The sequence below is a fragment of the Acetobacter cibinongensis genome, assembly GCF_000963925.1.
Classification (GTDB): domain Bacteria; phylum Pseudomonadota; class Alphaproteobacteria; order Acetobacterales; family Acetobacteraceae; genus Acetobacter; species Acetobacter cibinongensis.
Map to the genome: position 1 here is coordinate 1 of NZ_BAMV01000015.1, position 21,198 is coordinate 21,198.

Genomic DNA, 21,198 nt, shown 5'->3' on the forward strand with positions numbered 1-21,198 from the left:
GTCGCTCCCTGCCTTTTGAAGACTCTCGTGAAGTAAATTGCCTTGGGATTTATAGAGACATAGCGACCCGAGAGGTAAGAAGAATTCATGAGCAACAAAGCGAAGCGTTTTCCGCCTAAATTTCGTACAGGTTTGTTACGTTTGCTTACACTTGATAGCGACCGCCCAAACTGTATCGGTTTCCTGGGTAAGTGAAAATCCCTTTCATAACGGTTTTACCTTGCACCCATGTGCGGCGAACTAGTTGGAGGCATGCTGTGGTGGGTTCCTCCAATTCTAAAAGATGTTGCAACTGTCTGTCGGGGGTGATCGCAAAGATCACGTGCTCCATCTCATCAGGACGAGAGATGTGGGTCAGCAGTCGATGGGGGTGCAGGGTAGTGAAATCCTGCTCCAGATAATCCGGTACAAAATGAGGGGAAACATAACGTTCCTCAACCTGCAAAGGAATCTTATCTTCAAAATGGACAATCACTGAATGAAAAAGTTTTGCACCCGGACGTTGGTCAAAAGCCATGGCGAGATCAACATCAGCCCTTACGGATTCAAGTGTTATAACTTGCTGTGTGTGAATATGTCCTGCAGCAATAATGTCGTCAGCAATATCGTGTAACTCAAGTAAGGTCGCCCGCGGGACTGGTTTTGCAACAAAAGTTCCTACGCCTTGTGCTCTCGTTACCAGACCTTCTGCCATTAATTCGCGAAGAGCCCGATGAACAGTCATGCGTGATACGCCGAGAGTCTCGACCAATTCGCTTTCTGACGGCAGTCGCTCCCCGATACTCCAGTCGCCACGATTAATATGCTCAGTGATATACTGCTTTACTTGTTCATAACGCAGTTGGGGGCGGGTAGTCGGGGCGGCGGCCATAATGAATAGTCCTTCGGGCGGTCTGGGTGTGTTTTTAAATTATGGGCGTTTTCTTGTCCTGTATAGATGTTAAGGCGTGGAATATCTATTTAAGACCTTTTCAGTCGTATTGCCCTTTAAAGACACGGGCTGAAGGAGTTACTCCTCCAATCCAGTATGATAATTCATGCGGGCCGGATACCGGCCAAAAAGACACGTCTGCAGAGTAGCCTTCTTGGAGAACTCCAATATGTTTTTGGAGACCAAGAGCTTTGGCTCCTATTGTAGTTGCTCCATGCAGAGCTTCAGCGGGCGTGAGGCGCATGAGCGTGCAAGCCATATTCATTATGGTTGTCATATCCATTACAGGAGAAGTGCCAGGGTTGCAGTCTGTCGCCAATCCCATAGGAACATTGTATTTTCTAAACCATTCGATTGGTGGTAATTTTGTTTCACGGATGAAGTAGAACGCGCCAGGCAGAAGCATGGCGACAGTACCAGCTTTTGCCATGGCTTTTACTCCTTCCTCATTTGCATATTCCACATGATCTGCTGACAAAGCCTTGAATCGGGCCGCCAATGAGCAACTGTCGCTGTCAGACATCTGGTCTGCATGTATGCGCACGGGGAGATTTAGTGTTGTGGCGGCCTCAAATATCTGCGCGACTTCAGATGGTGTAAATGCAATTGTTTCACAAAAGGCATCTACGCTGTCAGCTAGTTTTTCTTTTGCGACACGCGGCAGCATTTCGTCTACCAGGGTGGCAACATATGCCTTTTGCTTGTACTTATATTCAGGCGGAAGCGCATGGGCGCCTAAAAAAGTTGTATGTACTCTGATGGGGAGATGTTTTTCAAGATTACGCGCAACGCGCAGAAGTTTGAGTTCGTCTTCAAGAGTTAAACCGTAGCCTGATTTCACCTCAAGAGTTGTTGTGCCTCCTGCAATCATTCTCTTGGCGCGCTTAATCGCCAGTTCCAGCAATATATCTTCTGACGCGGCACGTGTGGCGGTTACCGTGGCATTAATTCCGCCACCTTCCTGCGCAATTTTCTGGTAACTGACTCCCTCCAAACGCCGTGCAAATTCGTTACTGCGATCACCAGCATAGACAAGATGAGTATGGGCGTCGATCAGCCCCGGCGTTGCCCAGTGACCGCCCATGGAATGTACATTTCTGGCAAGCGTTTGAGGGGAGCCCGAAAGGTCTTCCTTTTTTCCAACCCAAGTAATTATACCGTCTTTTTGGGCAATAGCTGCGTTTTTGATGCATCCATAAGGATCGGACTCTGTAACGCGTGAGGGTGCCATCGTGGCAAGGTGAACATCTGTCCAGAGTGTGTCCCACATAGTGTCCTCATTTCCACAGTATCTAAAATACCATACAAAAGTATATACAAATAAGTCAAATCCGTTATGGTCTCAGAATGACAGTGACACGATTTTGCATTTTGCATGATCTTGGTCGGAGACAAGAGGCGCAATGGATATGGCAGCATGACCGAGCTTTTTGTGAAACAGGCCCTTCTTCCAGATGGGTGGAAAAAAAACGTCACCTTGGTTATTGGGCCTGACGGTACATTTTCGTCCGTAAAGGCAGATACAAAGCCCTCGGTACAGGCTGAACAGCTTGAGGTGGCGCTCCCACCGCAAATCAGTCTGCATTCTCATGCTTTTCAGCGAGGCATGGCCGGACTGGCGGAACGACGACAGACACCGTCTGACACATTCTGGACGTGGCGCACGCTTATGTACAAGCTCGCCAGCAATATTTCGCCAGAGCAGATGGAAGTTATAGCCGCCTATTTGTATATGGAAATGCTCTGCGCAGGTTATACGCAGGTTGCAGAGTTCCATTATCTGCACCGTGACAAAACAGGCGCGCTGTATAATAACCCGGCAGAAATGGCCTTGCGGGTGGCATCAGGCGCACAAACTGTTGGTCTGGGCATCACGGTTTTACCAACGCTTTATATGTATTCCGGGTTCAATGCGTGTCCTTTGTTGGACGAACAGAAGCGCTTTGCATCAACGCCTGATCTGATCATGCATATGTGCCAGGCAGTCAATCAGAGAGGCAAAACCAGTAATTTGGTGAATGTGGGGGTGGGTTTACATTCCCTGCGTGCTGCTGACATGGCGTCCATAAGGGCACTGGTCGAAGGGAAAATTGGCGCAGTCCCAATTCATATTCATATTTCAGAACAAACGGGTGAAGTCGAACAATGTGTGTTAGCTACAGGCAGTAGACCTGTTGAGTATCTGTTCGAAAATCTGTTGGTCGATGCCCGCTGGTGTCTGGTTCATGCCACGCATCTTTCTGGTATTGAGGTGGAAAAAATTGCAAAAAGTAAAGCTGTTGCTGGTCTTTGTCCGATCACTGAAGCCAATCTCGGGGACGGTTTTTTCCCTTTTGTAGACTATGTAAGTTTAAATGGTCGTTTTGGTATTGGTTCAGATAGTAACGTTCTGATTAGCCCTGGCGAGGAGTTGCGAACGTTGGAATACGGCATGCGACTTTCCGCGCAAAGTCGGTGCGTTGCCCTACCGCGTGGCATGATGGGTTCGACGGGCGAGTGGCTTTACAGGCAGGCCATTGCTGGGGGTGCACAGGCATGCGGTTTCGGTAAATGGGGGTTGATTGAGGGGGCACGGGCAGACGTCTGCACTTTGGATATTAACAGGCTGATACTGCCTAATCTTGAAGAGGATGTTATTTTGGATGCTGCTCTATTCTCTTTGCCGGCATTGCCGGTTGAGCATGTGATGTGTGCTGGCGTCTGGCAGGTTAGGGACGGTAGGCACTCATTGCAGGATAAACTGACCAGTCAGTTCCGTGACGTCATGGGTAAAATCTTCTCTGAATCTTAAGCAACGTATGACAGGAAAGGTCAGGTGCATATGACGTCCGTTTACACTTTTTCCGCTGGTGAAGCTCCGGTTCTTATTACGTTGCCCCATGCCGGTCAGAAACTGCCAGATGGATTATCTGAGCGCATGACAGAAACTGGGCGCGTATTACCAGATACAGATTGGTATATGGAAGCACTGTATGATTTCGCATCGGGGTTGGGAGTTGGCGTTTTACGTGCAAATTATTCACGTTACGTGGTGGACCTGAATCGTGGGGCTGATGATGTCGCATTGTATCCAGGCAGGCCTAGTACTGGCCTTGTTCCGCACCTGACATTTTCAGGGCAACCTATCTATAAAGATGGTCTGGCGCCAGATCATCAGGAAGTTCTGGAAAGAACAAATCTGTTCTGGACACCGTATCATCAGAAAATCGAGCAGGAATTGGCCCGATTAAAAGACAAGTGGGGATGGGCTATTCTATGGGATGGACATTCCATTGCATCCACAATACCACGTCTTTTTGAAGGTATTTTACCGGACCTGAACTTTGGTACCAATGCAGGGGCGGCTTGCGCACCGGTGCTGGCGCAAGCGTTAGTCGTACAGGCCAGTGTTTTTCCGCATTATACGCACGTGTTGGATGGGCGTTTTAAAGGCGGATATACGACTCGTCATTACGGGAAGCCGGAAGAAAATATTCATGCTGTGCAGCTTGAGCTTGCACAGACCACATACCTTGAGAGTGAAGTTTCTCCGTGGCCACTCAGTGGTAAAAAAGTCGAGCAGTTGAAGTATGTATTGAAGCAATTCTTACGCTGCGCCTTGGCATACAGACCCTGATTTTCAAATAAGAGACAAATTCGGAACATTGCAGATTGACAATGAAAACAAACGCCGCCTAAATTAACGTATATACAAGTATGAACAAGGGTTAGAAAATGAGTGATATCTCTACAGTTTCTAATGATCGCCTTGCTAATGATCGCATCATTCGTTCTCCAAAAGGTACAGAGAAATCCGCTAAAAGCTGGCAAACAGAAGCTGCTTTGCGTATGCTGATGAATAATCTTGACCCTGCAGTGGCAGAGCGGCCATCTGAACTGGTTGTCTATGGTGGTATTGGGCGTGCTGCCAGAAACTGGGCATGCTATGATCAGATTGTAGCCAGCTTGCGCGATCTGGAAGATGACCAGACACTTCTTGTGCAGTCAGGCAAACCCGTTGGGGTTTTTCGGACACATTCCGATGCTCCTCGCGTTTTAATCGCGAATTCCAATATTGTGCCGCATTGGGCAAACTGGGACAAATTTAACGAACTCGACCGTATGGGCCTGATGATGTACGGTCAGATGACTGCGGGGTCCTGGATTTATATTGGGTCTCAGGGCATTGTTCAGGGCACCTACGAAACATTTGTAGAAATGGGCCGTCAGTATTACGGCGGAAGCCTGAAAGGCCGGTGGATTCTGACTGGCGGTCTGGGCGGCATGAGCGGGGCACAGCCGCTTGCCGCTGTTATGGCCGGTGCTTCCATGTTGGCGGTTGAATGTGAGCCAAGCCGTATTCAGAAAAGACTTGATACAGGCTATCTCGATCGTCGGGTCGATACTCTTGATGAAGCGTTGGAACTGATTAACGCGGCATGTGAACGGGGCGAGGCCATTTCTGTAGGACTCCTCGGCAATGCTGCAGAAATATTCCCTGAATTGGTGCGTCGTGGTATTCGGCCGGACGCCGTGACCGACCAGACATCCGCTCATGATCCGCGGAATGGATACCTGCCTAAAGGCTGGACACTGGAAGAAGCAGAACACAAACGCCAGACAGATCCAGCGGCAGTGGAAAAAGCAGCACGGCAGTCTATGCGGGACCATGTTGCTGCCATGGTGGCATTCCATCGCATGGGAATTCCAACATTCGATTACGGCAACAACATCCGACAGATGGCTTTTGAAGAGGGCCTGGAAGATGCTTTTGCTTTCCCTGGCTTCGTGCCTGCCTATATTCGCCCGCTCTTCTGTCGGGGTATTGGTCCATTCCGGTGGGCTGCATTGTCGGGCGACCCCGAAGATATCTACAAGACAGACCAGAAAGTAAAAGAACTTCTGCCAGACGATGTGCATTTGCATAATTGGATGGATATGGCGCGTGAAAAAATTCAATTCCAAGGTTTGCCATCGCGTATCTGTTGGGTAGGGCTGGGTGACAGGCATCGCCTCGGTCTGGCATTTAACGAAATGGTTGCTAATGGCGAACTGAAGGGGCCCATCGTTATTGGTCGTGACCATCTGGATAGCGGCTCTGTAGCCAGTCCAAACCGGGAAACAGAAGCTATGCGGGACGGAAGCGACACCGTTTCCGACTGGCCATTGTTAAATGCACTGCTGAATACTGCATCTGGCGCTACATGGGTGTCTTTGCACCACGGTGGTGGCGTTGGCATGGGTTTCTCCCAGCACGCAGGCATGGTGATTGTTGCTGACGGTACGCCCGAAGCGGCTCGCCGATTGGAGCGCGTGCTCTGGAATGACCCTGCAACGGGCGTGATGCGTCATGCTGATGCCGGATACGATATTGCAGTTAACTGTGCGCACGAAAAATCGCTGAATCTTCCTATGATCAAGCCCGGAGCCTGAGAAGAATGTCTGCTGAATCCTTTGTCTTGTATCCTGGCAAGCTGACGTATACTGAAATCCGTTCTTTCTTTTTCTCGTCTTCTGCGCAGGTAGAACTTGCGCCAGAAGCAGAAGAAGTGTTGCGTGTAGCCGCTTTATCTGTCGAACGGATCGTTGCGCGTGGGGAACCTGTCTATGGGGTCAACACGGGTTTTGGTAAACTAGCCAAAACCCGTATTCCTGATGACAAACTGAAAGACCTTCAGCGAAATCTGGTGCTTAGCCACGCTGCTGGAATTGGCGCACCAATGAGCGAAGCAGTTGTCCGACTTATTCTGCTCCTTAAAGCCAACGGACTTGCCAGAGGCTTTTCAGGTGTGCGTAAGGAAGTGGTCACTCTTCTGTTGGCCATGCTGAACCGTGGTGTGGTGCCGGTTATTCCGGAAAAAGGCTCAGTCGGTGCCTCAGGTGACTTGGCCCCACTGGCGCACATGAGTGCAGTTGTTATTGGAGAAGGGCACGCTTTCTATAAAGGGGAGAAGCTCACCGGCGCTGAAGCTCTTCGCGCTGCAGGGCTTGCTCCCATTGAACTTGGGCCGAAAGAAGGGCTTGCCCTGCTGAATGGCACCCAGGCTTCAACAGCACTGGCACTTTCAGGACTGTTTCAGGCAGAGCGTGTGTTCCACGCGGCTCTAGTGGCTGGCGGGCTGACGCTGGATGCAGCGCGTGGCACTGATGCTCCCTTTGATCCACGTCTGCACGCGTTGCGTGGGCAGAAAGGTCAGATTGAAACAGCTGCTGTTTACCGCAGTCTTCTGACCGAGTCTTCTATTCGCGATTCACATCGTGAGGGGGATGAGCGCGTGCAGGACCCCTATTGTCTGCGTTGCCAGCCGCAAGTTATGGGTGCCTGCCTTGATACATTGCGCAACGCAGCAGTCACCTTGATTACGGAAGCCAATGCCGTTTCTGACAATCCTATTCATTTTGCAGACACAGATGAAATGATTTCTGGCGGCAATTTCCATGCGGAACCGGTGGCAATAGCGGCTGATACAATTGCGATTGCAGTTTCAGAAATCGGCGCAATTTCCGAACGACGCCTGGCCATGCTGATGGATGCCCAGATGAGCGGGCTTCCTCCATTTCTGGTAAAGGACAGCGGACTGAATTCAGGCTTCATGATTGCGCAGGTTACAGCGGCGGCTCTGGCGTCTGAAAACAAGACCCTTGCACACCCCGCCAGTGTGGATAGCTTGCCGACATCAGCCAATCAGGAAGATCATGTGAGTATGGCGACTTTTGCCGCTCGCCGTCTGGGAGATATCGTGGACAACGTTTGCACGATTATTGCGATCGAATGTCTGGCGGCTGTACAGGGGCTAGACTTTCTTGCTCCGCTCAGGACATCTGCCCCGCTTGTGGTTGCTAAGGATACAGTGCGAGAGCACATTTTATTCTTTGCACAGGATAGGCTTTTTACTCCGGATATTGAAGCCATGCGTGCTCTTATTGCACAGAACATTATGGTGGCGCGTGTCAAGGAACTGGTGCCTCTACCAGAGTGTAGCTTAGTATAAACTTTTCTTACGGCCCCGGCATAGTCCGGGGTTTTTTTATGGAGGGAGGTTATGGTTTTTACAGGAATAGACGATGTGCAGCAGAATGCTGAACAAGTTTTACCTCGCCTGTTTCGTGACTATGTTGCTGGGGGCGCCCATGAGGAAAGTACAATGCGTCGTAACCGTCAGGCATTTGGGAAATGGTCTATCATTCCACGGTGCCTGCAAGATGTTTCTCAGGTTTCCACTCATACATGCTGGTTAGGCTATGAATGTTCGGCACCGTTCATGCTTGCCCCTGTCGGTTTTGCTGGAATGATGCGTGGGGGAGCGGATTTGATGGCTGCGCGTGCGGCTGCTGCGGAGCGGATTCCATTTTGTGTTTCAACCTTTTCGATTGCTGCTCTGGAAGACATATGTAAAGTCGCTGACGTAGATATCCTGGCGCAGCTTTACGTTTTTCGGGATAGGGCGATTACGCATGATATGATGCGGCGTGCCAGAGACTGTGGTGTGCGCACGCTTATTTTGACGGTTGATACAGCAATTACGCCTCTTAGGCCTCGAGACGAAAGGAATGGCTTTCGACGGCTTTCTAAACCGTCCCTGACACAAATGCTTTCCTTTGCTTCTGCGTGGCGTTGGAGTTTTAATATGCTGCGATACAAACAACCAGAGTTAGGGAATCTTAAGGTATACGGAATGGGTCTGTCCTTGTTGGAGCAGGCAAAAAATGCTGCCGCCCAGATAGACCCGAGCTTTAGCTGGAGTGATCTGGATTGGCTCAGGAATGAATGGAAAGGCAAGCTGGTAGTGAAAGGGATAATGCACCCCGCGGATGCAAACCGTTGTATTGCCGCCGGGGTAGATTCAGTAATGGTTTCAAACCACGGTGGTCGGCAGCTTGATCCTGCGCCAGCTACTCTGGATGTATTGCCTGATATTGTTGCAGCTGCAGGAAATACTAACCACGCCGTTATTTTGGATAGTGGGATAAGGAGGGGAGGGGATATTGTAACTGCCTTGGCTCAGGGGGCTTCTATTGTCGCCTTGGGGAGGCCTTGGGCATGGGCGCTGGCTGCTAATGGCGAGCAGGGGCTTACAGAGATGATTGCCGGCTTACGAGGGGAAGTTCGAGACGTCATGGGTCTTGCAGGCATCAACAGTGTTTCCAGCTTGCGCGAGAAAGGATGCGCAATACTCAGAAAAGCATAAAATTAAGGAAAACGTTATTATTTTAGCTCTTTCTGAAAAAAAAGCTGCCATGAACAGTGCCATGGCAGCCTTATACTTGAATTTTAACAGTGTGAATTAGAAATTTGCACTGATGGATCCGAAGAACATACGTGGTGCGCCGACCAGCATGGACTGGAATTCCAAGGCGCCCTGTGAAATGCTTAGCGGATTTCCGTTTTCACCCATTGTTGCAATGTAGCGGTTGTTTTGAAGATTGGTAACACTGAAGTTAAGAGTGAGATCTTTCACGGTGGAAACTGACTTTTGGAAATAAGGTAGTTTGCCGAGGTTGTATTGGACGCCAAGGTTGGTCAACCAATAACTTGGTATTTTTACGTCTCCAGTATAGCTGTAATTGCGTTTGCCGGTGTAACTTGCATCTACATAGGCGGTTAAGCCCTGCCAATCATAAGAAAGACGTGTTTTATACATGAAGCGGGGATAATTGATGATCTGCTTGCCGCGGGTGTGATATGATACGCCCGCTTCCTGCAAATTATCATCATACGTCGCATGGTTGTAACTGACACTATTGGTAAATGACAGGTGTTTGATTGGCATGATGGTAATAGCAGCATCTACCCCGTTCATTGTTACACCGCCGACGTTGGAAACTGTCGAAATCGGATTTACGGCTGATCCCGATGTCACCTGTTGCAAGCGATTGTTGAAGTTTGTGCGATATGCATAGACGGACGCGCCAATAATCTGGCTGCTGTAGCGATAACCTGCTGCATACGTCCAGTCCGTTTCGGGGCGGAAGGAGTTGCGACCGGCATCAAAGGCGGTTTGCGAGATAGCGAATGGTGATGCAGATAGTTTGTAGCCAGATTGTGCGTATGTATGCACATTTTCTGAAATATCAAAGAAAAGCTCGTGATGTTTTAGGAAGTGCCAGTCTGCGCTGATATGTGGAAGGAAAGGTTTGGATGTCGTAAGTCCTGCACCGCTGGTAATGTTGGCACCTGAACCGTAGTAGTTCTCATTAATATATCCGTTGCCGACATTGGTGGTTGCCAGAACGGATTTGAAGCCAAAATGGAGGGCCAGGTTTGGAAGTACGCGATAAGTGTCCTGCACAAAGGCTGTGAAGGTGTTTGTATTGTAAGTTTGATTATAGATTTTAGCAAAAGGATTAGACCAGTGCCCAAGAGGGTTGGGAAGGGCTGATGTCAGTTGTCCATTAACGATATTTGGCATTTCATAAGCATACATTGGCGACTGGTAATGGTTGTTTTCATACCAGACTCCTCCGCTGATCTCGTTATGTGCAATATTGTAATGTGCCTGGGAGATAATACCAAAGCGCTGAATGGCCGGTTCTTTCACCAGTTCTGAAAGCGGCGATCCATTGGGGGATGGATAGTAAGGGGTTGTCCAGGTTGTCTGGTTGCTCTCCCCGTGGCCATAAGCCGTTGTGTCCCATGTTAGATTGTCAGTCATCTGCATGTGAGCTTTGATACCGCCAAAAGTATCGACAGTGTTCAGTACTGCATCATAATATGCAGAATCAGCTGGATCCTTCAGGTTGCTGAAGCTGGATGGATAGATACCATTTGCGGCATTAATGGCCTGCTGAAGCCCGCTTTGTTTGCCGTTATAGTAGTTGGACACGTTATATCCGACGTTGCTTAACACCTCTGGGGATGCATCAGCTGTAGAAAATTGATGGAGGTCAGACCAGTCAAAAAAGGCCGAAATGCTGCTGCTTTGTCCGATAGGCTGCAGGAATTTAGCGTTAACCTGCTGCATGAACTGCTCACCCGTTCCCTTCCATATCTGGCCATCCTGACGCATGTAAGATGCGTAGAAGCGAGTGCCTGAACGGTTCAGGTCACCACTGTCAACACGCGCAAAAGTGTGAAAATTTGCGTAACTACCAAACCCTTGGTTGACCGTGCCGCCAAGCTTATGGGATGGGTCGCGAGACACGTAGTCAAAAGACCCTCCAAGGTTATTGGTAGCAGCGACAGATTCTGCGCCTGCAGATTGGGAAACAACAATGCGGGCAACATTTTCTGACGAAATAGCTTGTATGGTATTAAGGCCATTATAGTTGCGAACAGTCTGCTCCCCTAATGGCATACCATCCAGTGTCATGCCAATCTGTTGCTGCTGAAAGCCATGCATGAAAACCTGATTCGACCAAATATCAATTCCTTGAGGTTCTGCAGACTGGAACATGATGCCAGGCAACTGCGCCAGTGTCTTTAATGGGTTTGTTCCTGCAGGTGCTTGTGACAGTAGTTTCTGGCCAATGGTCACAACAGCACCATGAGGTAAATGTCGTGATGTAACCTCAAATTGTTCGGATGTTGAACTTAGATAGGTCGAAGGTTCTTTTGAAGATGGCCTCCGTTTTGTAGCCGACTGGGTGGCATTAGTGGTTGTTTTCGGCTTGACCGCGTGCTTTTTGATCATTCCAGAATCTGTATCCGGTGTCGCGGCGCTGGCTATTGCACTTGTGCTTCCAATGGAGATGAACATCGAAGAAAAAAGCAAGAGTCTGGTTAGAGAAAAGGTGCTGGGTCTCATGCGTCTGAACTCCACCGGGCTATTATGGGTGCAAGAGAGAAATAGATATAGACAAGATTTTTCTTTGTCTTTGCTTAGTGATTCGTGTTCCCGACACACCAAGGTTCTTGAAGAACCCTAAGTTGTCCATACGAGTTAGGTCAATAGGATTCCGAAACGAAATCGTAATATTTTTTTGAGTGTGGTTTTTGTGAAAATCACGTTCTTTCGGCTTCCCTCTATACCGGAAAGGTTGTGCGGTGTGGGAACTAGGGCTGAAAATAAAAAAGCGCGCAGAGTTGCTGCGCGCTCGGATAATATTTGAATTTCAAAGTCTAAATTATGTTTTCTGTCGAATGTCCATGCTCGTGTGTTTTCGCATGACCAAGACATAGAATAGTGATGTCAATATAAGTCCGATAGCCCAAGAAATATCTGTGTTTTGGAGAAGTCGTGCGAACGGTCCAGTGTAGAGGTGATTGGACACAAACGGAATTTGTACAGCGACACCAAGACTGTAACATACCAGAGCAGGGATATTGTAGCGACCATATTGGCCGCCGTCTGCTTTGAAAAATGAAGCCACGTCATAAGATCCATGCTGTACCAGATAATAGTCAATCAGATTAATGGCAGTCCAAGGGACCATGATAATCATCAGCAGATTGAGAAACTCCGTATAAGTTTCCATAAAATCGTGCGTCATAAACATTGTAAGGCTAAGCACAAAAAGCATCAGTGCGGCTGTCACACTGATGCGCGTTTTTATGCCAAAGCGGTGCTTGGGAAGCGCCATTTGCAGTAACATGAGTGAAGATAGGCTTCCACAATAGATGCTCATCCCGTTGGCAACGGTAATCCCAATGACTAATGTTACCATAACCATCGGGCCTCCCCAGCCTAGATACGCCATGAGTGTGGGTAGGATGTCTGTGCCATGGGGAGTAATTGCGCCAAGGGTTGCCCCGAGAAGCATGGGCAGTATTGTTCCCAGTGCTGATCCCCAATATGTAGCGTGAAAAGCATGCTGAGCACCCTGCCGACTATCAGGAAGATAACGGGAATAATCAGATACGTAAGGGGCATACGCTAATTGCCAGAGCGCTGCGACAGAAACTGCTCCCATGAAGCCTGAAAAAGTCGTCTGTCCGAAGCTACTCAAAAGCGTGACGGCGTGGTGGTTGCCCATGACAGCGGCAAGCGCCCAGATAAGAGCTGCTCCACAAGCAACTGAAATAAACTTAGTTATGATGTGAATAGTGCGATATCCCCAGAAAGCAGGGAAAGCCGAAAGGACAGTAACAGCCAGCACGCCACCCAGGTAGCCGCACCAGGGGAGTGCCAGTTGAAACCCTTCTCCTCCCACAACCAGATTGGATGCCGAAAATCCAACATAGATAAAAACAACAAGGGCAATCATGGGTACAGCTCCCATAGACCCGAATTGGCCACAGGTTTGCACCATCTGAGGCACACCCAGACGAGGCCCCTGAGCCGCGTGCAATGCCATGAATATGCCGCCTAGCAAATTGCCGAGAAGAAGCGCCAGGCACCCCGCAAGTAAAGGAAGGTGGAAGACAACAGATGCCAATGCGCCGGTAATGACGGTAAGAATGGTGGTATTGGTTCCAAACCAGACTGCAAACAGATCTCGCGGATGCCCCATACGTTCAGAGTGAGGAATGGGGTAGATAGTTCTGTGCTCCATTGATGCTGCGTTGGTGAAGCTTTGAGGATCGTGCGAGTTTGAAGTCATGCTGTGGTCCTAAATGCCTTGTACGTCTGAGAGCATTGCCGTTCTGCGTGTATGGATTTGTAGATTATTATCACGTTTCTTTATCGTAATAAATAACGCAAAAGTCAGGTCATGCGACTGCCTGAGGATAAAATGAATTTCTGCACTCGTTGTGTGCGAGGATTGGTGTAAATATCGCTCACCGTTCCGCTTTCGAGAATATGGCCGTCATCACAAAAACACACCTTGTGAGCGGTTGATTGTACAAAAGCCGGATCATGCGTGACAACTAGCAACGTCAGACCTTGGTTAGACAAATCGCTAATGATAGTCTGCACGCCGCTAACCAGTTCGGGGTCAAGGGCGCTTGTGGGTTCATCAAACAAGATGACAGGCGGTTCCATAGCTAGCGCGCGGGCAATGGCAACACGCTGTTTCTGACCGCCTGAAAGCTGGTCTGGATAATGATCCTGTTTTTGTAACATATGAACACGGTCAAGTGCTTCCCTAGCGAGGCCGACGCCCGCGTTTTTAGGCATTTTTTTTACTGTTACGGGGCCTTCCATAACGTTTTCTAAAACGGTGCGATGGGAAAAGAGATTGAACTGTTGGAAAACCATAGGCATTCGAGACCGAGCCCGACGCAATTGTTTTTCTGGTGCAATACTGAAATTTGTGCGGTTTTGACTACAGAGTGTTTCGCCCAAAAAAGTGAGAGTGCCAGCTTCGGGGCGCTCAAGAAAGTTAATGCATCGTAATAGCGTTGATTTTCCGCCACCACTGGGGCCGATCAGGAAGACTGCTTCTCCTTGTCTTACAGTCAGATCAACACCGCGCAGAACTGCATTATCACCGTAGGATTTATAGATTTGCTCCAAGGTAATAACGGGGGGAGGGGGCTCAATCGTCATATAATGCTGCCTCCCTGGGGCATTTCTGATATCGTCGGTTTAATTTTGGGTTTCCTGTTGCGGGATGGGGTAAGTTTCCGTTCAAGGTAACTGACGCACCGTGCACTGGTGAAGCTCATCAAAAAATAGATTATTGCGACCATGAGATAAGTATTCATGCTGTCAAATGTATTGGAAATTATAATGGTTGCATGACGAAGAAGCTCATTGACTGAAATAAAAGACACAAGAGAACAATCTTTCAGAAGAGCAATAAAATATCCCCCTTGCGTCGGCAGGCAGGCCACAAAAGCTTGGGGAATGATGAGGCGCCGATACACTTGCAAAGGTGACATGCCTAGCGATACGGCTGCGGCCTTTTGGCCCTGATCAACCGCTAGAATGGCGGCACGGTATACTTCTGAGAGATAGGCGGATAAATTTAGCGTTAACCCAAGAACACCAGCCCAGAAGGCCGAGAGTACAATGCCAAGTTCAGGCAAGGAGAAATAAATGAGTAGAAGTTGTACGATAAGCGGAGTGTCACGCCATATCTCGACATAAGCTTCAAGGGGCCAACGAATAATCTTTCTGCCTGAAAGGCGACCAACGGCGGCCAGAAAACCGAGTATCATGCCTAACGCCATACTGATGATTGAAAGCTGAAGAGTAACTTCGGCGCCTTTCAGCAGAAAAGGAAAATATTCCTGTAATTCAGACCAGAAAACAGACATCTTTTATCCCGCTTGGTCGTTTTGAGTTAAATGTTCTTCAAGATCTTCCCAGACATGGTAGCGTGTTAGAATAGTACGAATTGTACCGTCCCGTTTCATGTCATCCATAGCCTGATTGATAGCATTAAGCAGGCGCGGACAAGTGCTCCGAACCACAATGCCCTCACTTCCCAGCCGATAACTGGCTTTGGATTGAGCCTTCTTCCAAGCTGATTTGGCTTCATAAAATAAAGGGTTGCCTATGGTGCGAAGACCCGCGAAATGTTCTTTTTGTGCCTGGAGTGTTCCCTGATCAACGACAACGGCATCAACTTGACCGTTTCTAAGAGCAATAAATGGATCACCAAATGTATTGAAGTCGCTGACCTTGGCGGCAATACCTTTTTCCACCAATGCATGCGCAGTCAGAGAATCTGTTGTGCCAAGCACAGATCCCAGATTAGCATTCTTTAGATCTTCCATATTGTGGAAGGGAGAATCTTTTGAAACGATTATACGGTCGTATAACATGAAGTATGGATGAGAATACGCAATATGTGCGTAAGCAATCCGTTCTTCTGTAATGGTAAGGTCGGAAAGAACAATATCCCACCGGCCAACTTTCAGGCCCGGAACAAGGGTTGTCCATTCAGTTATAATAAATTTGGACTGAGGTATTCCCAGTCTTCTTGCAAGTTCCTGCAAAAGATCAGCGTCAATGCCATGATAGGTACCGTCTTTGTCCTGCCAAAGAGACGGATGAGCACCCAATAGGGCGTTTCCTGCAGTTAGAACGCCAGCTTTTTGGATATCATCCAGACATTCAGAGTGAGCGGCACAACTTGGCCCCAGAAATGTCAGGCATGTGTAAAGTACAAAGGAAGGAGATAAACGGTAAAAGCACCTCTTCATAGCATCCCATTCCTTACTGGTTCTGGTCAGGAAGTAACTTTGTAAATCACCGGAAAGTCTGGGCCATCCAGCAAGTCTCCATCTTTAAGGGAAACATGAGGAAAGGGTGGAGATCCTTTTCCCCCACGGTCTGCAAAACGTGCGTTATCACCAACCCAGCGGGCGGAAAATACGCGTCTTCTTTTGGTGTTGCTTGTAGTAGCAGGTGCGCCATGAATTGTTCTGAAATCAAAGGCAATTGCATCGCCTGGCGCGAGGTCCCAGCTACGGATGGCATAGAGGGCACGGTTCGCATCAATATCAGGCATTTCTGGCATTGAATCGTCTTCATACAAGCGGGAGCCATCGAATCTCCTTGGGCGATGAGTCACGCCCCAGTGATGCGAACCAGAAACGCATTCAAGACATTGCTCCTTAGTTACAGGATCTAGTGGAATCCATAAACTAAGTGTCTTTTCGCCTGTGACACAATAATATGGGCTATCTTGATGCCACGGGGTTACCAATGTCGTTCCCGGTTCTTTTACCAGTTCGTGGTCATGAAAGAACCGAACTTCGTGTGCCTGCATAAGTTGCGCAGCGACAGAACCTGCGGGGGAATTTTCAATGAAATTCCGGAATTGTGGGATGCGCTGCCAGTTGCAGAGATCCTGAAAAAAAGGAGCAGAGCCTTCAGGGTGATATGATCGTTCCAAAGGGCTAGGAGTTGCCATGGTAGCGTCCATACCCGTGCGTAAAGCCTCGATCCATGCAGTGAAAGCGCCGCGCACAACGGTTACGCCATCCGTTTGAAACGCCTTGATGGTTGCGTCGTCCAGTGTAACTGAGGAGTCAGGAATAGCCATAAGCACTGCTTTCTTATGTTCCGATATCAAAACCATATGTTGTATGTACACGATTGGTCAAGTGCAAAAACTTCCTTCGTAAATTGGAATCTGTTTTGTGAAGTCCAATACACAGTTTATTTGAATGTTAACAGTTTTTCAGGACCGTTCTGACTGTGTAATATCTTTCCGGATTTCTTATGTTTTTTGCCTTCCTGGGGCATTGGAGTGCGGGAAATATGATCTAATAAAAGTTTTGGCTCTTTACAGTCGGCAAATGTCTATACATTAATGATAGCTATTCCATATGACAGGAGGTTTCTTCGGGATGCCAGATTCTGTTTCTCTTTCTCTTCTCGCTAGGCACCCCTTATGTCGACCGGAGGTCTCGGGTTTGCCTCGCTATAATGCCGGCCTATCAGAGGATGAAGTGAGGCGGCGGTATGGCCTACACAATATTGTCAAACTCGGAAGTAACGAAAATCCATACGGTCCTTCTCCAAATGTGATTGCAGGGTGGGCCGCTTTGGCTGACCGGCTAGGGCGTTATCCAGATGCAGCGGCTGAAAAGCTACGACACGATATTGCCAGCGTGAATGGTCTTGAAAGCAGTCGTGTTCTTGTAGGCAACGGATCTGAGCAGATTATCCGCCTGATTGCAGAGGCATATTTGTCTCCGGGGGAGAGGGTGGTCACGGTTCGCCCTGCATTTGGGCTGCATGAAATTTACCCACGCATGATGGGGGCTGAGGTTGATGCTGTGCCCGTCAGTTCTGATGCGACATTTGACCTTGCTGCACTGCAGGATGCCGTGAAAAGGCCTACCAAACTTTTAATGTTTGCCAACCCATCCAATCCTGTCGGCTGCATGATGACGGGCGCAGCTTTGCAAGATCTGGTTGATGCCTGCCCATCTCATACGCTGATTGTCGTGGATGAAGCTTATCGAGAATATGCGGAGGAAGATCCCGATTATGCTGATGCACAGGCTATTTTGGAGAAGCAGTCGCGTTCATGGGTGATATTGCGGACTTTTTCAAAAGCATACGGATTGGCTGCTCTACGGATTGGCTACGCACTCACTTCGTCAGTCGAGGTTGCTAAGACCTTGGATACTGTGCGTGATCCGTTTAACACCAATATGCCTGCACAGGTCGCGGCGTGCGCCGCATTGGCAGATGATGCCTATATGAAAGACTGTATTCGCAAGACGGTTTCTGAGAGGAAAAGGGTAGCGGAGGGCCTGAGGAGTATGGGTCTATTTGTTGCGCCGACATGGACCAATTTTGTATTTGTTCGTGTTCCTGTGCCTGCAGACCATCTGGCGACCGAACTCCTGAAACGTGGAATTATCATCAAGCCCTGGAAAGAGAAGAGATTCGAAAACTGGGCTAGAATAAGTATAGGCCTGCCAACTGAAAACGATACCCTGCTGCGGGCGGTTGCTGATCTGGCGCTATAGTAACGTGAGTTTATCCTCTTCTGTCTGGAAAATTTACCATGTCTGCTCTTGAATGTGTTTTAACTGAACTAGCTGAAATCTTTGGCGATCGCATTTCGTGTTCTGAAGCGGTTCGCGACCATCACTCACACGGTGAAGGTTGGCAGGAGGGGCGTTTGCCAGCTGCGGTTGTTTTTGTTGAAAACACACAAGAGGTTTCGACGGTTCTGAAGGCATGCAATCAACATGGCGTCCCAATTGTCGCGTTTGGGGGAGGAACATCGTTGGAAGGGCATGTGACACCTCCTGAGAACGGCATCAGTCTTGATCTTTCCCGTATGACACAGATTCTGGAAGTAAATGGCGACGATTTGGATTGCCGTGTGGAAGCGGGTGTTACGCGTCATGCACTGAATGCTTATTTGCGAGATAGCGGGTTGTTTTTCCCGGTTGACCCTGGAGGGGAGTCAACACTTGGGGGCATGTGCGCTACCCGTGCATCGGGCACAGCTGCGGTGCGATATGGAACCATGCGCGAAAATACGCTTGGTTTGACGGTCGTTCTTGCAGATGGACGGATTGTGCGTACAGGGGGGCGTGTTCGGAAATCTGCTACAGGTTATGATCTTACCCGACTGTTTGTAGGCTCAGAAGGCACACTGGGTATTATTACTGAGATTCAGCTCAGGCTGCATGGGTTACCTGAGGCAATAGCAACGGCAGTATGCCAGTTTGAAAAACTCGAAGATGCAGTCAATACTGCTGTTACAACTATGCAGATCGGGCTTCCTATTGGTCGTATGGAACTGATGGATGAAGTGCAGATGGATGCATGTATCAAATATTCAAAAATGGCAGGATACGACGTTCTTCCAACAATGTTTTTTGAATTTCATGGCGCACCAGCTGCTGTAAAGGAACAGGTTGAAACCATGGAGGCCGTGGTTGCTGACCATAATGGAAAAGGTTTTTTGTGGAGCAATAATCCCGAAGATAGGAATGAGTTATGGAAAGCAAGACACAGCGCGTTCTGGGCATGTCTGGCCTATCGTCCAAATCACCGCGGTATTGCGACAGATGCCGTTGTGCCTGTATCTGCACTGACAGAACTGATAACCGGCAGCAAAAAAGATATTGAAGAATCTGGTCTTTTAGCCCCCATTGTGGGGCATGTAGGGGACGGTAATTTTCATACTGTCATTCTGGTTCCCCCTGAGCCCGATGGTCTTGCTCGCGCACTTGAGCTTGATCGTAAAATTGTTAATCGGGCGCTTTCTCTTGGCGGGGCGTGCAGTGGTGAGCACGGTATTGGTCTTGGGAAAAAGGAGTTCATGGAGCGTGAACATGGGCGCGATGCTCTGGATATCATGCGGATGCTGAAAATATCCTTTGATCCAAATAATATTTTAAATCCAGGTAAAATGTTGCCAGATAATGTGATGTGATGTGATGTGATGTGATGTGGCAGAGACGAGCCTTAGCCGACATTCCCGGTGTGCCATGGCGGAATGGCGATGGATATACGAAGGTTATTGCCGAAGGTCAAACAGAGGCAGGCTTTCAGTGGCGCCTAAGCGTGGCAGATATTTTAAAGGATGGTTCTTTTTCCATATTTAGAGGATGGAGACGCTTTTTTGCGTTGCTTGGTCAAGGATCTCTAACCTTGTCCGAAAAAAATGGAAACTGGAGCCATACGGTTAGTGGTTCCGGCAGACCGTTTCAGTTTTCTGGTGAAGATGTAGTGCACTCTTCGGACGTCCATGTATCACTTCAAGCATTAAATCTAATGGTACGAAATAATGTTATGTGGAAGCAGTCGGTGGAATTCTTACTGAAAGAAGCAGCTTTCACAGTTGAAGAAATAAGTGATGGCCAAATCTTTCTTATCCCATCCACGGGAACCTGGAACCTGCACGAAGGGAAATCCAAAGTCAGAATTATGCCGGGAGAAATATGGAGTAGTTCTGCTCAGACGTTTTCACAAACATTGCTGACACAAGAAATGCCGGAAAGCTCTCTGTTTTTCGTTAAAATCTAGAGCGTAGTCTTTATCAATAAAGGAGAAGGTTCCATGACGACAAGTAGCTTTATCCCTGTCCTTGATCTTGCTCCGGCCCGTGGTGGTCATATTGCCTTGTTGGGGGAACAAATTCATGCAGCATTTATTACATCAGGTTTTTGCTATATAAAAAATCACGGAATTTCTGAGCAGTGTATTGAAAGACTGCGAAAAGAAGCATTGAATTTTTTTCATTTGCCGTTTTCGGAAAAAGATCGTTACCACCCCAAACAGGCGGTAAGAGGCTTTAACGCATTGAACCGGACTATAATGTATGGGGCTGAAAAACCAGATTATAAGGAATTTTATCAGATAGGGCCTGAATTTCGTACTGATAAATTGAAAGACCTCCCGCAGAATGAGTTGCAGGGGGTTAATGTATGGCCTGAAGGTCGTCCAGCTTTCAGGCAGGCGTTTCTAGATTACTATCAGGCTGCGGCAGAATGTGGACAGCTTCTTTTGAGCGCGATTGCCAGCTCCTTGAATTTATCTCCTGATTTTTTCAAGAAAAAATATTATTACCCGTTGCAAAGAACGCAAACCATCTGGTACCCGCCAGCGGAAACGCAGTCAGCGTCTGAAATTACGACTTATGGTGTGGCGCCTCATACTGATTATGGCTGTATTACACTCTTGTGGCAGGATGATACGGGAGGGCTTGAGGTGCAGAACCTACAAAATGAATGGGTTCCTGCAGCACCTATTACGGGCACATTGGTTATTAATATTGGGGATTTGTTGTGCCGATGGTCCAATAACCGCTACAGGTCGAATATGCATCGCGTAATCAACAAATCGGGAAAAGAACGTTTTTCGATAGCGACTTTTTATGATCCAGATTTTGATGCAATTATCGACCCAGGCGATCTGGGCCTGCCTAATACAGAAGTCTCCCATTATGAACCGGTAACAGCAGGGGCGTATATTAAGGGGCGCATTCGTGACTCTCAGCAGAAAAAGAAGCCATGAAGATTGTAGTACCTGTCAAAC

The 21,198-nt window shown here is 48.4% G+C and carries 17 protein-coding genes; 9 read left to right on the forward strand and 8 right to left on the reverse strand.

The features are described from left to right. Positions 1–145: 145 nt before the first annotated feature. Both hutC and hutI read right to left on the reverse strand, forming a co-directional pair. Positions 146–871: a histidine utilization repressor gene (gene hutC, locus Abci_RS08310; protein WP_048838705.1), complete on the reverse strand. Its 726-nt coding sequence runs from the start codon at positions 869–871 to the stop codon at positions 146–148. Positions 872–971: 100 nt separating this feature from the next. After that, complete coding sequence (gene hutI / locus Abci_RS08315; protein WP_048838706.1) at positions 972–2,201, reverse strand: imidazolonepropionase; 1,230 nt, start codon at positions 2,199–2,201, stop codon at positions 972–974. 147 nt (positions 2,202–2,348) lie between these two features. Between hutI and Abci_RS08320 the strand changes: the two genes are divergently transcribed. The 5 genes from Abci_RS08320 (at position 2,349) to Abci_RS08340 (ending at position 9,099) form a co-directional block, all read left to right on the forward strand. Continuing rightward, a complete protein-coding gene (locus Abci_RS08320; protein WP_048838707.1) occupies positions 2,349–3,722 on the forward strand; it encodes a formimidoylglutamate deiminase in 1,374 nt (457 codons plus the stop codon). A gap of 30 nt (positions 3,723–3,752) precedes the next feature. Beyond that, positions 3,753–4,547: an N-formylglutamate deformylase gene (hutG, locus tag Abci_RS08325; RefSeq protein WP_048838708.1), complete on the forward strand. Its 795-nt coding sequence runs from the start codon at positions 3,753–3,755 to the stop codon at positions 4,545–4,547. A 98-nt stretch (positions 4,548–4,645) separates the two neighbouring features. Continuing rightward, positions 4,646–6,343, forward strand: coding sequence for a urocanate hydratase (gene hutU / locus Abci_RS08330; RefSeq protein WP_048838709.1), 1,698 nt, complete (start codon positions 4,646–4,648; stop codon positions 6,341–6,343). Positions 6,344–6,348: 5 nt separating this feature from the next. Next, positions 6,349–7,902: a histidine ammonia-lyase gene (gene hutH / locus Abci_RS08335; RefSeq protein ID WP_048838710.1), complete on the forward strand. Its 1,554-nt coding sequence runs from the start codon at positions 6,349–6,351 to the stop codon at positions 7,900–7,902. A gap of 51 nt (positions 7,903–7,953) precedes the next feature. Further along, positions 7,954–9,099 carry an alpha-hydroxy acid oxidase gene (locus Abci_RS08340; protein ID WP_048838711.1) on the forward strand — a complete coding sequence of 382 codons (1,146 nt, stop codon included), beginning with the start codon at positions 7,954–7,956 and terminating at the stop codon, positions 9,097–9,099. Positions 9,100–9,195: 96 nt separating this feature from the next. On the opposite strand, the gene Abci_RS08345 is transcribed toward Abci_RS08340, so the two are convergent. The 6 genes from Abci_RS08345 to Abci_RS08370 all read right to left on the reverse strand — a co-directional run bounded on the left by Abci_RS08345 (position 9,196) and on the right by Abci_RS08370 (position 16,729). Next, a complete protein-coding gene (locus tag Abci_RS08345) occupies positions 9,196–11,655 on the reverse strand; it encodes a TonB-dependent receptor (protein ID WP_244877628.1) in 2,460 nt (819 codons plus the stop codon). Between the two features lie 319 nt (positions 11,656–11,974). After that, positions 11,975–13,390 (reverse strand): purine-cytosine permease family protein, encoded by a 1,416-nt coding sequence (locus Abci_RS08350; RefSeq protein ID WP_244877629.1) that lies wholly within the window; start codon positions 13,388–13,390, stop codon positions 11,975–11,977. A 104-nt stretch (positions 13,391–13,494) separates the two neighbouring features. Further along, the gene (locus tag Abci_RS08355) at positions 13,495–14,280 is read right to left on the reverse strand and encodes an amino acid ABC transporter ATP-binding protein (protein WP_048838713.1); all 786 of its coding nucleotides are present in this window, start codon (positions 14,278–14,280) and stop codon (positions 13,495–13,497) included. After that, entirely contained in the window at positions 14,277–14,993 is a 717-nt protein-coding gene (locus tag Abci_RS08360; RefSeq protein ID WP_048838714.1) for an amino acid ABC transporter permease, read from the reverse strand. Before Abci_RS08360 ends, Abci_RS08355 begins: the two co-directional genes overlap by 4 nt. Positions 14,994–14,996: 3 nt before the next feature. Next, positions 14,997–15,884, reverse strand: a complete 888-nt coding sequence (locus Abci_RS08365) for a substrate-binding periplasmic protein (protein ID WP_084597595.1) — start codon at positions 15,882–15,884, stop codon at positions 14,997–14,999. A 26-nt stretch (positions 15,885–15,910) separates the two neighbouring features. Further along, positions 15,911–16,729: a phytanoyl-CoA dioxygenase family protein gene (locus Abci_RS08370; protein WP_048838715.1), complete on the reverse strand. Its 819-nt coding sequence runs from the start codon at positions 16,727–16,729 to the stop codon at positions 15,911–15,913. A 307-nt stretch (positions 16,730–17,036) separates the two neighbouring features. Between Abci_RS08370 and hisC the strand changes: the two genes are divergently transcribed. Genes hisC through Abci_RS08390 form a run of 4 tightly spaced genes read left to right on the forward strand, consistent with a single transcriptional unit; the run spans position 17,037 to position 21,177 of the window. Continuing rightward, the gene (hisC, locus tag Abci_RS08375; RefSeq protein WP_048838716.1) at positions 17,037–18,170 is read left to right on the forward strand and encodes a histidinol-phosphate transaminase; all 1,134 of its coding nucleotides are present in this window, start codon (positions 17,037–17,039) and stop codon (positions 18,168–18,170) included. A 38-nt stretch (positions 18,171–18,208) separates the two neighbouring features. Continuing rightward, positions 18,209–19,594 carry an FAD-binding oxidoreductase gene (locus tag Abci_RS08380; RefSeq protein WP_048838717.1) on the forward strand — a complete coding sequence of 462 codons (1,386 nt, stop codon included), beginning with the start codon at positions 18,209–18,211 and terminating at the stop codon, positions 19,592–19,594. A gap of 14 nt (positions 19,595–19,608) precedes the next feature. Then, the gene (locus tag Abci_RS08385; RefSeq protein ID WP_084597596.1) at positions 19,609–20,187 is read left to right on the forward strand and encodes a HutD family protein; all 579 of its coding nucleotides are present in this window, start codon (positions 19,609–19,611) and stop codon (positions 20,185–20,187) included. Between the two features lie 33 nt (positions 20,188–20,220). Then, positions 20,221–21,177 (forward strand): isopenicillin N synthase family dioxygenase, encoded by a 957-nt coding sequence (locus Abci_RS08390; protein WP_048838719.1) that lies wholly within the window; start codon positions 20,221–20,223, stop codon positions 21,175–21,177. Positions 21,178–21,198: the final 21 nt, after the last annotated feature.

What these genes read in the sequence shown, in the direction of transcription:
- hutC (WP_048838705.1), bottom strand. Translation starts at nt 871, where the DNA reads ATGGCCGCCGCCCCGACTACCCGCCCCCAACTGCGTTATGAACAAGTA.
- hutI (WP_048838706.1), bottom strand. Translation starts at nt 2,201, where the DNA reads ATGTGGGACACACTCTGGACAGATGTTCACCTTGCCACGATGGCACCC.
- Abci_RS08320 (WP_048838707.1), top strand. Translation starts at nt 2,349, where the DNA reads ATGACCGAGCTTTTTGTGAAACAGGCCCTTCTTCCAGATGGGTGGAAA.
- hutG (WP_048838708.1), top strand. Translation starts at nt 3,753, where the DNA reads ATGACGTCCGTTTACACTTTTTCCGCTGGTGAAGCTCCGGTTCTTATT.
- hutU (WP_048838709.1), top strand. Translation starts at nt 4,646, where the DNA reads ATGAGTGATATCTCTACAGTTTCTAATGATCGCCTTGCTAATGATCGC.
- hutH (WP_048838710.1), top strand. Translation starts at nt 6,349, where the DNA reads ATGTCTGCTGAATCCTTTGTCTTGTATCCTGGCAAGCTGACGTATACT.
- Abci_RS08340 (WP_048838711.1), top strand. Translation starts at nt 7,954, where the DNA reads ATGGTTTTTACAGGAATAGACGATGTGCAGCAGAATGCTGAACAAGTT.
- Abci_RS08345 (WP_244877628.1), bottom strand. Translation starts at nt 11,655, where the DNA reads ATGAGACCCAGCACCTTTTCTCTAACCAGACTCTTGCTTTTTTCTTCG.
- Abci_RS08350 (WP_244877629.1), bottom strand. Translation starts at nt 13,390, where the DNA reads ATGACTTCAAACTCGCACGATCCTCAAAGCTTCACCAACGCAGCATCA.
- Abci_RS08355 (WP_048838713.1), bottom strand. Translation starts at nt 14,280, where the DNA reads ATGACGATTGAGCCCCCTCCCCCCGTTATTACCTTGGAGCAAATCTAT.
- Abci_RS08360 (WP_048838714.1), bottom strand. Translation starts at nt 14,993, where the DNA reads ATGTCTGTTTTCTGGTCTGAATTACAGGAATATTTTCCTTTTCTGCTG.
- Abci_RS08365 (WP_084597595.1), bottom strand. Translation starts at nt 15,884, where the DNA reads ATGAAGAGGTGCTTTTACCGTTTATCTCCTTCCTTTGTACTTTACACA.
- Abci_RS08370 (WP_048838715.1), bottom strand. Translation starts at nt 16,729, where the DNA reads ATGGCTATTCCTGACTCCTCAGTTACACTGGACGACGCAACCATCAAG.
- hisC (WP_048838716.1), top strand. Translation starts at nt 17,037, where the DNA reads ATGCCAGATTCTGTTTCTCTTTCTCTTCTCGCTAGGCACCCCTTATGT.
- Abci_RS08380 (WP_048838717.1), top strand. Translation starts at nt 18,209, where the DNA reads ATGTCTGCTCTTGAATGTGTTTTAACTGAACTAGCTGAAATCTTTGGC.
- Abci_RS08385 (WP_084597596.1), top strand. Translation starts at nt 19,609, where the DNA reads ATGTGGCAGAGACGAGCCTTAGCCGACATTCCCGGTGTGCCATGGCGG.
- Abci_RS08390 (WP_048838719.1), top strand. Translation starts at nt 20,221, where the DNA reads ATGACGACAAGTAGCTTTATCCCTGTCCTTGATCTTGCTCCGGCCCGT.